The organism is Pseudomonas sp. P7548 (assembly GCF_013386585.1).
Lineage (GTDB): Bacteria > Pseudomonadota > Gammaproteobacteria > Pseudomonadales > Pseudomonadaceae > Aquipseudomonas.
The window spans coordinates 95,435-107,031 of record NZ_JACARO010000059.1 but is presented as its reverse complement, the minus strand read 5'-3'; the positions used below and the strand labels follow the sequence as shown (position 1 = coordinate 107,031).

Annotated in this window: 10 protein-coding genes; 5 read left to right on the top strand and 5 right to left on the bottom strand. The window is 62.6% G+C overall.

All coding sequences use genetic code 11. The features are described from left to right. The first annotated feature begins 83 nt into the window (after nucleotides 1-83). Complete coding sequence (locus HX803_RS22720; protein ID WP_178923689.1) at nucleotides 84-1,097, top strand: sensor domain-containing diguanylate cyclase; 1,014 nt, start codon at nucleotides 84-86, stop codon at nucleotides 1,095-1,097. On the opposite strand, the gene HX803_RS22715 is transcribed toward HX803_RS22720, so the two are convergent. Continuing rightward, the gene (locus HX803_RS22715; protein WP_178923679.1) at nucleotides 1,098-2,126 is read right to left on the bottom strand and encodes an amino acid ABC transporter substrate-binding protein; all 1,029 of its coding nucleotides are present in this window, start codon (nucleotides 2,124-2,126) and stop codon (nucleotides 1,098-1,100) included. 144 nt (nucleotides 2,127-2,270) lie between these two features. Between HX803_RS22715 and HX803_RS22710 the strand changes: the two genes are divergently transcribed. Both HX803_RS22710 and HX803_RS22705 read left to right on the top strand, forming a co-directional pair. After that, a complete protein-coding gene (locus HX803_RS22710; RefSeq protein ID WP_178923676.1) occupies nucleotides 2,271-3,164 on the top strand; it encodes a LysR substrate-binding domain-containing protein in 894 nt (297 codons plus the stop codon). A gap of 89 nt (nucleotides 3,165-3,253) precedes the next feature. Beyond that, the gene (locus HX803_RS22705) at nucleotides 3,254-4,504 is read left to right on the top strand and encodes an aspartate aminotransferase family protein (RefSeq protein ID WP_178923674.1); all 1,251 of its coding nucleotides are present in this window, start codon (nucleotides 3,254-3,256) and stop codon (nucleotides 4,502-4,504) included. Here HX803_RS22705 and HX803_RS22700 read toward each other — a convergent pair. Further along, on the bottom strand, nucleotides 4,501-6,525 hold the full coding sequence (locus HX803_RS22700; protein ID WP_178923672.1) for a c-type cytochrome: 2,025 nt from the start codon (nucleotides 6,523-6,525) through the stop codon (nucleotides 4,501-4,503). The genes HX803_RS22705 and HX803_RS22700 overlap by 4 nt on opposite strands. A gap of 201 nt (nucleotides 6,526-6,726) precedes the next feature. On the opposite strand from HX803_RS22700, the gene HX803_RS22695 reads away from it, so the two are divergent. Both HX803_RS22695 and HX803_RS22690 read left to right on the top strand, forming a co-directional pair. Then, entirely contained in the window at nucleotides 6,727-7,230 is a 504-nt protein-coding gene (locus tag HX803_RS22695) for a DUF6622 family protein (protein WP_178923671.1), read from the top strand. A gap of 70 nt (nucleotides 7,231-7,300) precedes the next feature. Continuing rightward, on the top strand, nucleotides 7,301-8,008 hold the full coding sequence (locus HX803_RS22690; RefSeq protein WP_178923670.1) for a hypothetical protein: 708 nt from the start codon (nucleotides 7,301-7,303) through the stop codon (nucleotides 8,006-8,008). Between the two features lie 10 nt (nucleotides 8,009-8,018). Here the strand turns inward: HX803_RS22690 and HX803_RS22685 are convergent, their stop codons facing one another. From HX803_RS22685 to HX803_RS22675, 3 genes are read right to left on the bottom strand one after another with little or no spacing between them, the layout of a single operon-like run. Continuing rightward, nucleotides 8,019-9,137 carry an aminotransferase class V-fold PLP-dependent enzyme gene (locus tag HX803_RS22685; protein ID WP_178923669.1) on the bottom strand — a complete coding sequence of 373 codons (1,119 nt, stop codon included), beginning with the start codon at nucleotides 9,135-9,137 and terminating at the stop codon, nucleotides 8,019-8,021. Nucleotide 9,138: 1 nt separating this feature from the next. After that, on the bottom strand, nucleotides 9,139-10,344 hold the full coding sequence (locus tag HX803_RS22680) for an MFS transporter (protein WP_178923668.1): 1,206 nt from the start codon (nucleotides 10,342-10,344) through the stop codon (nucleotides 9,139-9,141). Continuing rightward, the gene (locus tag HX803_RS22675; RefSeq protein WP_178923667.1) at nucleotides 10,344-11,594 is read right to left on the bottom strand and encodes an ATP-grasp domain-containing protein; all 1,251 of its coding nucleotides are present in this window, start codon (nucleotides 11,592-11,594) and stop codon (nucleotides 10,344-10,346) included. Before HX803_RS22675 ends, HX803_RS22680 begins: the two co-directional genes overlap by 1 nt. Between the last annotated feature and the right edge of the window lie 3 nt (nucleotides 11,595-11,597).

The window sequence follows — 11,597 nt, the reverse complement described above, 5'->3', positions numbered from 1 at the left end:
CCGTTGTACAGTAGCCCCAGCCACGGAGTATCGGCGTAAACAACGACTGGCCTTGGGAGCCAGCCCACGCAGGAAGCGCATATATGGACGATACATCCGACAGCAAGCCGCTACGCAATGATTTTTCCGACCTCAATGCCGACATGCTGCATGCCGTCATGGAGCTGGTCAGCGACGGTATCTGGGACTGGAACGCCAATACCGGGTTCGTCTACCGCAACCCCGGCTGGTACGAAATGCTCGGCTATCCCCGCCACTCCCTGGAGAACAGTGTGTTCACCTGGGAAAACGTGATCCACCCCGAAGACTACCCGCAGGTCATGACGCTGTTTGATGCCTACATCAGCCGTCGCGCGCCCCACTACCGAGCCGAATACCGTTGCCGCAAGAAGGATGGCACCTACCTGTGGATAGAAGACCGCGGCTACGTGATCGCGCGTAACCCCGACGGTACGGTGGCCCGCATGGTGGGGGCCCATCGCGATATCCATACGCGCAAGTCGTCGATCGAGCAGTTGGAACGACGTAACCAATCCCTTGAAGCCCTGGTGGCAGAGCGCACCCGCGAACTGTCGCGGGTCAATCAGCAACTGCAAGTGCAGCTGGACGAAAACCGCTCCCTGGCCGAACTCGACACCCTGACCCGCGTCGCCAACCGATACCGCCTGGAAAAAGTGCTGCGGGAAGAATGTGACCGTGCCGAGCGCTTCCGCCTGCCGTTGACGCTGATCGCCATGGACATCGATGATTTCAAGCCGATCAATGACAAACATGGTCACGCGGTGGGCGACCAGACCCTGGTGCGTGTGGTGCAAAACCTGGTGGCGCGCGTGCGCCCCGGCGAGTTGCTCGCCCGCTGGGGCGGTGACGAGTTCATGCTGATCCTGCCCAAAAGCAACCTGGAGGCGGCGAAGGCTGTGGCCCAGAGCATTCGCCAACAGATCATTCAGGTGCCCGCCGTGGGCGATTTCAAGGTGACCCTGAGCCTGGGCGTGGCCGAGCGCCAAAGCGGTGAATCCCCTGCCGCACTGATGGCGCGTGCCGATCAGGCGTTGTACCGCGCCAAGGCGGCAGGGAAGGACACCGCGTCGGAATAACTAGCGCACGGGCGGTGCGTACTGGATACCGCCTTGGCTCCACAGGGCGTTGAGCCCGCGCTTGATCTTCAGCACGCTGCCCTGGCCGATGTTGCGCTCGAACACTTCGTCGTAGTTACCCACCTGCTTGACGATCTGCACCACCCAATCCTTGCGCAGTTTGAGGTCCCGCCCGTATTCACCGTCGGCACCGAGCAAGCGCGCCACATCCGGGTTCTTGGTGGTCTTGGCCTGCTCCTCGACGTTCTGCGAGGTGATGCCCATTTCCTCGGCATTGAGCATGGCGAACAGGGTCCATTTGACGATGCTGAACCACTCATCATCGCCCTTGCGCACCAGCGGCCCCAGCGGCTCTTTGGAAATCACTTCCGGCAGCACCACGAACTCATCCGGGTGGGCCATCTTGATGCGTTGGGCATACAGGCCCGACTGGTCGGTGGTCAGCACGTCGCAGCGCCCGGACTCCAGGCCCTTGGCGCTTTCATCGGCGGTGTCGAAGGTGATCGGCGTGTACTTCATGCCGTTGGTGCGAAAGTAATCCGACACGTTGAGTTCGGTGGTGGTGCCGGCCTGGATACAGATGGTCGCGCCGTCCAGTTGCTTGGCACCGGTCACGCCCAGCTTGTTGTTCACCAGGAAGCCGATGCCGTCGTAGTAGGTCACGCCGGTAAATACCAGGCCCATCCCTGAGTCGCGGGAGCTGGTCCAGGTGGTGTTGCGCGAGATCACATCCACCTCACCCGATTGCAGCGCGGTGAAGCGCTCCTTGGCGGTCAGTTGGCTGAACTTCACTTTCGAAGCGTCACCAAACACTGCCGCCGCAACGGCGTGGCACACATCCACGTCGATACCGGTCATCTTGCCCTTGCTGTCCGGCACACCAAAGCCTGGCAGGCCATCGCTGACACCGCACTGGATAAAGCCCTTCTTCTGGATCGCATCCAGCGTGGCCCCCGCCTGCGCGGTACCGGCCAAGCCCAATACGGCGGTGGCGCCCAGTGCGGCCAAGGTGGTTTTGAATGGATTCATGCAAGGCACTCCCTGTCATTCCTTATTATTCGGCGCTTCACAGCCCGCGCCGGTTTATAGTGCTGCCGGGCAGTATCCACGGCTTTACGGCGCTGCCACAAACGACCTTTAGGCAAAGGCTCCTTCCGATTTGGAATGAACTGCATGATTTCAAAACGTTTGACCCCTTCGATGACCGCCCTGCAATGCTTCGAAGCCGCCGCCCGCCACCTGAGCTTCACCCGCGCCGCCGAAGAGCTGCACCTGACCCAGAGCGCAGTGAGCAAACAAGTCGCGCAGTTGGAAGAGATGCTCTGCCACAACCTGTTCGAACGGGTGCGCCAGCGCCTGTACCTGTCACCGGCGGGCTCGCTGTACCTGGCCGAGGTGCACAAGATCCTGACCCAGGTGGACATCTCCAGCCGTTACATCCTCACCTACGGCGGCGAGACCGAAGTGCTGCGCATCGCCACCCAGCCGACCTTCGGCGACCGCTGGCTGGTGCCCAAGCTCAAGGATTTCGCGGCCAAGCACCCAAACATCCACCTCGATGTGCGCAACGAACTGGAGCCCTTCGACGTGCTGCAGGCCAAGGCCGATATCGCGTTTTTCTTCGGCCAGGGTTCGTGGCCCGGGGCAACGTGCATCGAGCTGTTCCGTGAGGCCGTGGTGCCGGTGTGCGCGCCGGGGTTTGTCGCCGACGGCAGCGACGCCTCGTCACGCCACACCCTGCTGCAATGCACCTCGCGCCCGGAAGCCTGGCACGAGTGGTTCCTGGAACAGGGCCTGCATTCGCAGAACAGCTACCACGGGCCGCGTTTCGACACGTTCTACATGTGCATCCGCGCCGCGCAATCGGGCTACGGGGTGGCGCTGGTGCCCCAATACCTGGTGGCCGAAGAGCTGGCCAACGGCAGCCTGATGATCCCGTGGAAGTACACGATGCCCAGCGCCGGCGCGCACTTTATCGCCCACGCCGAACACGCCGGCGAAGTGCCAAAAGTGAAGGCCTTCCTGAAGTGGATGGTGAGCTACATCAAGGCACATCCCGACTTTTAATAATGACCCGGCGACTTTATTTCGTTTGCGGCAAGGCCGGGCGCACGGCTTAGATAAAAAGACGCCCGCCATTGCCGAGTCCAAGATTCATGAGCCGCGAAACCATCAGCCAATCGATTTCCGTCGTCCACCCCATCAGCCTCAGCCACGGCAAGAACGCCGAAGTATGGGACACCACGGGCAAGCGCTACATCGACTTTGTTGGCGGCATCGGCGTGCTCAACCTTGGCCACTGTCACCCCGGCGTGGTGGAGGCGATTCGTGAACAGGCCACCCAGCTCACGCACTACGCGTTCAACGCCGCCCCGCATGCGCCCTACATTGAGCTGATGGGACGTCTGACCGCGTTCATCCCGGTGGGCTACCCGGTCAGCGGCATGCTCACCAACAGTGGCGCAGAAGCCGCAGAAAACGCCTTGAAGATCGTACGCGGCGCCACTGGCCGCACGGCGGTGATCGCATTCGATGGTGCGTTCCACGGGCGCACCCTGGCCACCCTCAACCTCAATGGCAAGGTGGCGCCCTACAAGCAAAAGGTCGGCGTGCTGCCCGGCCCGGTGTACCACCTGCCCTATCCCAGCGCCGATAACGGCGTGAGCTGCACCGAGGCCCTGAAGGCCATGGACCGCCTGTTCAGCGTGGAAATCGACGTGGACGACGTCGCCTGTTTCATCATCGAACCCGTCCAGGGCGAAGGTGGTTTCCTCGCCCTGGATGTCGAGTTCGCCCAGGCGCTGCGGCGTTTCTGCGACGAGAACAACATCCTGCTGATCGCCGATGAAATCCAGTCGGGGTTCGGGCGTACCGGCCAGCGTTTTGCGTTCTCGCGCCTGGGCATCGAACCGGACCTGCTCCTGCTGGGTAAAAGCATTGCCGGTGGCGTACCGCTCGGTGCCGTCTTGGGGCGCAAAGCGCTGATGGACAACCTGCCCAAAGGTGGCCTGGGCGGCACCTATTCCGGCAACCCTATCGCTTGTGCGGCAGCGCTGGCCACCCTCGATGCAATGACCGATGAACACCTGCAAGCCTGGGGCTCACACCAGCAAGAGGCCATCGCCGGCCGTTATGACACCTGGCGCGCACAAGGCCTTACGCCCTACCTCGGCCGCTTGACCGGGGTCGGAGCGATGCGAGGTATCGAGCTGGTCAACGCCGACGGTTCGCCCGCGCCGAAACAGCTGGCTCAACTATTGAGCCTGGCGCGGGACGCCGGTTTGCTGCTGATGCCCAGTGGCAAATCGCGGCACATCATCCGCCTGCTGGCGCCACTGACCATCGAGCCTGCAGTACTCGAAGAAGGCCTGGATATTCTCGAGGCCTGCCTCAAGCAGTTGGACTAATAGCGCGCATCGGCGGGTTTGCCGCCGTTGGGCCAGTCCTTGACCTTGTCCGGGAAGTCCGGACGCGGCTGGCCCGAAAAGTACGCCGCCACGTCCACCGCCTCCTGGTCCGACAAACCGCCCTGGCCCAGCGGGAATTTTTCGTGGAAGCCGATCGGCATGTTGCGTTTGACGAACGCCGCAGCCGTGTAAGGGCGGGCCATGCCGGCGCCGATGTTAAACGATTGCTCGCCCCACAGCGGCGGGTACACCAGCTCCCCGTCGGCACGCGCCAAGCCCTGGCCGTTATCGCCATGGCACACCGCACATTGCTGGGCGTAGACCGCCTTGCCATTGGCCAGATCCGGTTTGATCGCCGGGTCGATCTTGCCCACGCCGCGCCCGGCTACTTTGTCTTCGGGGCGTGTGTTGTTTTTCATCCAGTCGAAATACGCGACCATGGCCTGCATGTCCGCCGATTGCGGCGCCAACGGCGTGCCGTTCATCGACCGGCGGAAGCAGCCGTTGATGCGCTCTTCGAGGCTGACCACCTTGCCCGCACGCGGCGCATAGCTGGGGAAAAACGCCGACACGCCTACAAAGGGCGAACCGTCCGCCACGGTGCCGGCGTTGAGATGGCAGCTGGTGCAATTGAGTGAGTTGCCGACGTTATCCGGCAGCAGCGCCTTGGTTTGCAGGTGCAGGCGCATGCCACGCACCACCTGGCCGGCGTTGGGGGCGGCGAGCAGGTCGGCCAGGCGCGGGGTTTCAAACGCCGATGAATCGGTGGTGGCCGGGTTGAGTTGGGCACGCAGTGTCTTCACTTGGGCGGCGCTGATCGGGGTGCCCTCATTGCCCCAACGGGTGCGCACGAAGCTCAGGATCTCGGCAATTTCCGAGTCCGCCAGGCGCGCGAAACCGGGCATTGTGTAGACCCGTGGATGGGCCGCCGTTTGCGCGGTTTCCCAACCGGTGAGGGTGATGTGCAGCAACGACGTCGGGTTGCTGGACGCAATGCTCGGGTTGCCAGCCAAGGGCGGGAACAGGCCCTTCACCCCGGCGCCATCGGCACGGTGGCAGTCACTGCAGAACTGCATGTACCCCAACCCGCCCCGGCTGGTGAACAAATCGGCAGGCGGCGCGGCCGGGGCGCGGGCGACGGCGGGCATCGGCAGGTCGTCTTTGCCCGGTGGCAGGGATTTGAGGTAACTGGCGACGGCGGTGAGGTCGTCGTCACTGAAGTGCTGGGTGCTGTGGTGAATCACATCCGCCATGTTGCCGGCCACCGTGGCAAAGCGGTTCTGCCCGGTCTTGAGCAGTTGCACGGTGTCTTCCACGGTCCACAGGTTGCGCAGGCTCAAGGCGCGCCAGTGCTCGACGGTTTCGCCTGCCAGGTAATGCCGGCCGCTGCGGCCCTCATCGCTCATGGCCTTTTCCTGGAAGGCGATGCCGCGTGGAGTGTGGCAAGAACCGCAGTGACCGAGACCCTGGACCAGGTAGGCGCCACGGTTGAGCACCTCGTTACGGGCTGGATCGGGGGTGAAGGGTTGCTTGTCGAGAAAGGCGAAATTCCACAACGCCAGGCCCCAACGCTGGTTGAAGGGGAAGCCCATGTCGGCGTCGAGGTTGGCCTGTTGCACGGGCTCCACGCCCTGCATCAGGTAGGCGTACAAGGCACGCATGTCCGCTTCGCTCATCTTCGCGTAGGAAGGATACGGCATCGCCGGGTACAGGTTCATACCGGCCGGGGTAACACCTTCACGCATCACCCGGTCGAACTGTTCGAAGGTGTAGGCGCCCATACCCGTCTCACGGTCCGGGGTGATATTGCTGGAGTAGATCGTGCCCATGGGCGTGCTCAACGCCAGGCCACCGGCCATCACTTTGCCCTGCTGGGCAGTGTGGCAGGCGATACAGTCGCCCAGTTGTGCAACGTATCGGCCGTGTTCGATGAGAGGGGTATCGGGTACGTTGGCGTGCAGGGGTAGCGCCAGACACAGCGTCGCCCCCAGCAAGACCAGGCGGGAGAGGGAAAGCGCCATCGCATTAGTCCTTTAATAACCCGGCGTGGGGTGGGCCCCTCGGCGCAGGTCGGTGGTCATTTTTATGGGTTCATCAGGCCTCTGTGTTGTAACGGTTTTGTCGACATGGCGTTTTGATGTGGGTCAGGCTCAATTCGATAGACAAACCCCTGAACGCTCGACGACTATCCACCGCTCACCCCTACCGCACGGACGCAGCCCATGCTCGATATCCTCCAAGGCACGCCCCTGTGGGTGTACGCCGTTTACCTGTGGATTTGCTACTACGGCATCAAGGCCAGCCTGGGTGGGCGCGAAAGTCGTCGCTCGTTGATGATCCTGCCAGTGGTGCTGGTGGTGTGGTCGTTGATGGCGTTGCCGCCTTCGCTGCTGTCGAGCAGCGCCTGGGTGGGCGGCGCCATCGTGGGCAGCCTGCTGGGCATGCGGTTGTTCAATGCCAACGGTGCGCATCTGGATGCCAACGGCGAAAGCCTGGTGCTGACGGGCACCTGGAAAACACTGTTGATCTCCCAGCTGTTCTTTGCGGTGAAGTACTACTTCGGCTACCAGCAGGCGGTGCACCCGTTGCTGTTGAGCACGCCAGAGATGCGGGTGGCGGTCGGCGCGGTCTCGGGGTTTACCGTTGGTCTGTTCTGCGGGCGGGCCGTGCGGTTGCACCGGGCGCTGGCCGCGTTGCGCGGCAAGGTGGGCAGCGTGCTGCCTTGACCTGATCCCCCTCCCCCCTGAAAATGCCCGACGCTTTTTTGTCTCCGTTTACTGAAGTAGTGAAATTTCAATGTCCGATTCCTACACCGAAGAAGAATCCGTAGTCGCCTTGCAATCCAAAGCTGAATACGAAAACGCCATCAATCTTTCACAGCATGTGCCAGCGGCCAAGATCATCAGTGAAATGGTGCTGGACGCCTTCCACACCTCCAAGGAAAGCGACCAGATCCGCGAACTGCGCGTCGCTATCCGCCAGGCCCACGATGCCTTCGATGACGACAAGGCCTACGAACTGATGGGCCAGCTCAAGCAACTGAAAGACGCCGAGGCTGCCGACAACGCCGCCCTGGAAAACCTCAGCAGCCAATTCTCCATCAGTCGCATCCTGTCCAGCTTCAAGGACGACCCCGCGTTCCAGGAGCTGGTCTACGGCCTGGCCCTCAAGGTGCTGAACCAGAGCCACCAGGCCATCAGCAACCCGAGCGCCGGCAAGAGCAAGGCCGCACGGGCCAAGAAAGAAGCCGAAGTGTTCGTGATCAGCAAGGACGGCATCAGTGTCACCCTGCCGTTGCGCACACCGCGCTCCAAGCTCAACGTCGACCGTGAAGCGTTGGAGTTCCTCGGCTTTGCCTTCGTGGGCGAAGGCAGCGAGGCCGAACTGGAAAGCGAAACCTTCTTCGACAACAGCGGCGTCGAGCAGTCGGTCACCCGCAAAAGCATCGTGACCGCGCTGCAGCAGCAGAGCGCGTTCGACGGCTACACCATCGCCGCGCAGTGACTGCCTGACACTACAAGCTGCGCAGTGTCACCAGGGCCTGCTCCACCTGGGCCAGGGTGACCTGCCGGCCGACCGAGGCGCGCACGAAATGCGTGGCGCCCAAGTCCTTGAGCAGCAACGGCGTGTGGGCGGCAGTGCCCGCCCACAGGTTGAGGCCCAATTCGCGGGCCAGGCTGACAAACACCTTGGCCGAGCTGTTGCGCGGCACGAACGACACAATCCCGGTTTGCTCGAACTGCTCACACAGCAGTTGCACCTGCGGCAAGCGCCGCAGCTCCTGCACCAGCAACGCATAAGGTTCGGTGTTCACCGCCGCGCCCACCTCCGCGTATTCGCCCATCGCCGTGTGCAAGCCCACCAGGGCCGAAAAACTCTTCTCGGCAATCTCCAGCACCCGCGCACTGGACACCTCGATACGGTTGACCTCGCCGTCGGTGCTGGCCGCATGCAGGTCGGCAAAGTTCAGTTCCAACTGGCCAAGCAAACGCGGCGACACATAGGCAATCCCGCTGCCACGCGGCCCGCAGAGAAACTTGCGCCCCGCGCCCGTCAACACATCACAGTGAATGTCACGTACGTCCAGCGGCAACTGGCCCAGGGATTGGCACGCGTCGACCACGTACAACGCGCTCGAGTCCTTGAGCAACGCGCCCAGCGCTTCCACCGGGTTGATCACGCCGCAGCACGACGGCAGGTGCGACACACTGACCAGGAACACCTCGTCGTCCAGGTTGCGCTGCACCCAATCCAGGTCCAGCGGGGTGGTCGCGGTGGTTGGGATCACCTCGACACGGATGTCGCGAGACAGCTTGAGGTAGTTGAAAAAGATCAGGTTGGCCGCGTACTCCGAGGTCGACACCCACACCCGCTTGCCCCGGGGGAAGTCGAGCTTGCCAAGGATGCTGGTCCAGGCCTCGGTGGCACTGCTGAAAAAACCGATGTCGGTCGGCTGCGCATTCAACAGCCCGGCGGCGACCCGGTACAGGTCGACGTTGAGCAGCTCCTCGTAGGCCAGTTCCGTCTCATAACTGCCAATGCGCGCTTCGATCGAGGTAAAGCGCTGGATCGCATTCAACGTGGCCGTGGACATCAGGCCCGCGCCAGCGGTGTTCAAGTGCACGATGCTCATTTCACGCTTCCTTGTTCCACAAGAGGGTTGAGCTTTTCATCACGCCCACCGCCACCGCGAACAGCAGCAACACGGTGCCGGACAGCAACCACGGTGATGGCAGGGACGGCTGCGCCACCAACATGAACGCCAGCGACGGCGTGATCATGACCCCGATGTTGACCCCCGCCGAGTAGTAACCCAGGTTGCGGTCCACGGTGTGCCGGCTGGAGATGCTGCTCACGTAATGGGTGATGCCGGGGAACACGATCATCTCGCCCAGGCTCCACAGCACGGTGGCCACCAGCAGCATCGCGCCGACATGGCTGAAGCCCATCAGGAAAAAACCGACCCCGGCCAACAGGAACCCCGCCACCAGTGAACGGCTGCTCGACAGGTGCGCCATGCGTTGGTTGATCGGCACTTCGAACAGGATCACCAGCAAGGCGTTGATGAAGAAAATGATGCCGACGTAATACGCCGGCAGTTCGGTGTAAGTGATGATGTAGGCCGACAGGAAAGTCGGCGGCAAGGCGTAGGCCACATGCACCGGCAGCGCTGCCAGCAAGATCACCAGCAAGCGCGAGCGCTCATGCGGTGCCGTCTCCGGCAAGCCATTGCCCTTGCTCGCCAGTGGCGCTGCCTGTGCCGCGCCAACCGTGACCGCACGGCCGAATCGCAGGCAGGCGGCAAACGACACCAGGGACAACGCTGCGTTGATGTAAAACACTGCGTCGGCGTTGCTCAGGAAAATCAGGCTGCCCAACAGCGGCCCGATCGCCATGCCGATGTTGATCGCCAGGCGGTTGCAGGAAAACGCCACCTTGCGCGTCTCGCTGCTGCTGTGGGTCACCGTCTCGGAGAACGTCGCCGGCGTGAAGGCTTCGTAGCAGGCGCCCCAGAGGAACGACAGCACGAACAGCGCGGCGGTGTTGTCCACCGACGGGATGATCAACAGCAGCAGCGCGTTGAGCAGCAACGAGCCGAGGATCACCCGGTTGGCCCCCAGGCGCTTGATCACCGCACCGATGATCAAGTCCACGAACAGCGCTCCCGCGCCATACACGCCGACCAACAGGCCGGCCGTGCCCGCCGACACGGCGTGCTGATGAATCAGGTACGCCGCGTAGAACGGGAACGCCATGGTGCCCATGCGGAACACCAGGGTGATCATGAACAGCGATTGCAGCCGGGCGTTGAGCCCGCGTAACGCGCGATAAGTGCCCATCAGCGGATCACGTAGACGTTGTCTTTGTACTGGCGGATCTGCTCGTAATCCTGGTCGATATCACGCTGGTTCTCCGACAACAGGAACACACGCAACGGGCTGCTGAGCAGGTCGACGGTCTTTTTCATCAGCTTGCCGGCCTTGTACTTCACGCTCAGTTTGTGCACCGAGGGCAGCGCTTCGATCAGGTGAATGGCCGCTTCGTTGAAGCCGGTCACTTCGCCTTGCAGCGTGGTGTCGGTGTTGATCACGCAGGCTTCCTTGAGCTTGTGGTAGCGCTTGCCGGCGTAACCGGCCTTGAACGCCTCGCCGTCGCAGTAGGCCAGGTAGGTCAACTGCGCCTGGTTGCCGCCCAGGCTGATGTCGTGGAAATTGGGTTCCATGTTGCCGTTCAGCCGCGCACCGACTTCCACCAGCGCAGGGCCGGCCTCGGTCAGGATCACCTCCGAGTGCGCCGGGCCGTTGTTGATTCCCAGGGCCTTGAGCACCTTGACGATGTAGTCCACCAGCACGTTGGCTTCCGGGCTGTCAGGGGCGATCAGCACGTCACGGTCGTAGATGTTCTTGCCGCCGCTGACTTCGCGCTTCACATAACGCCAGATCCCGCAGACATACACCTGCCCGTCACGGCTCACCGTATCGACGATGAACTCCGGCCCCTTGAGGTAGGACTGGCAGAGGATCTCGGTGTTGGCCAGGCCGAAGATGTCCAGGTTGGACACCACTTCCTGGCACGCGCGCTTCACGTCCTCGACGTTGTGGCAGATCGAAACCCCGTCGGTAGACGCCGAGCTGAGTGGCTTGACCACGCACGGGAACACCTGGCCGGCCTCGACCCAGGCCAGCAACTCGGCAGGGTCGGCGGACTTGATCTGCCGCGCGGTCAGCAGGCCGGCAGCGGCCACCTTGCCGATCATTTCAAACTTGTCGCGGCGCGCCCGGGAGCCGGCGCTGCCGTTGGAGGTTGGCAATTGCAGTTGCTCGCTCAGGTAGTCGGCAAACGGCACGCCAGGCTCCTGGCCGGCGATCACCGCCACCACGTCGAACTCACGCAGGCGGCGCACCACGGCTTCGGCGCTGCCGTTGAAGATCAGGTTGTGCTCGAACTCATCCAGGTTCGGCCCGAGCATGCTCGGCATCAGTTCCGGGGTGCTCTGCACGTGAATCAGGCCCAGGCCGGCGTCCCGAAAGAATTTGGGCAGGAAGTTACCGCTGGAGTAGACATCAACCAAGGCGACGTACTGTTTCATGAG

Excerpts from the sequence above, each read along its gene's own strand:
- HX803_RS22720 (WP_178923689.1), top strand. The coding sequence starts at position 84 with ATGGACGATACATCCGACAGCAAGCCGCTACGCAATGATTTTTCCGAC.
- HX803_RS22715 (WP_178923679.1), bottom strand. The coding sequence starts at position 2,126 with ATGAATCCATTCAAAACCACCTTGGCCGCACTGGGCGCCACCGCCGTA.
- HX803_RS22710 (WP_178923676.1), top strand. The coding sequence starts at position 2,271 with ATGATTTCAAAACGTTTGACCCCTTCGATGACCGCCCTGCAATGCTTC.
- HX803_RS22705 (WP_178923674.1), top strand. The coding sequence starts at position 3,254 with ATGAGCCGCGAAACCATCAGCCAATCGATTTCCGTCGTCCACCCCATC.
- HX803_RS22700 (WP_178923672.1), bottom strand. The coding sequence starts at position 6,525 with ATGGCGCTTTCCCTCTCCCGCCTGGTCTTGCTGGGGGCGACGCTGTGT.
- HX803_RS22695 (WP_178923671.1), top strand. The coding sequence starts at position 6,727 with ATGCTCGATATCCTCCAAGGCACGCCCCTGTGGGTGTACGCCGTTTAC.
- HX803_RS22690 (WP_178923670.1), top strand. The coding sequence starts at position 7,301 with ATGTCCGATTCCTACACCGAAGAAGAATCCGTAGTCGCCTTGCAATCC.
- HX803_RS22685 (WP_178923669.1), bottom strand. The coding sequence starts at position 9,137 with ATGAGCATCGTGCACTTGAACACCGCTGGCGCGGGCCTGATGTCCACG.
- HX803_RS22680 (WP_178923668.1), bottom strand. The coding sequence starts at position 10,344 with ATGGGCACTTATCGCGCGTTACGCGGGCTCAACGCCCGGCTGCAATCG.
- HX803_RS22675 (WP_178923667.1), bottom strand. The coding sequence starts at position 11,594 with ATGAAACAGTACGTCGCCTTGGTTGATGTCTACTCCAGCGGTAACTTC.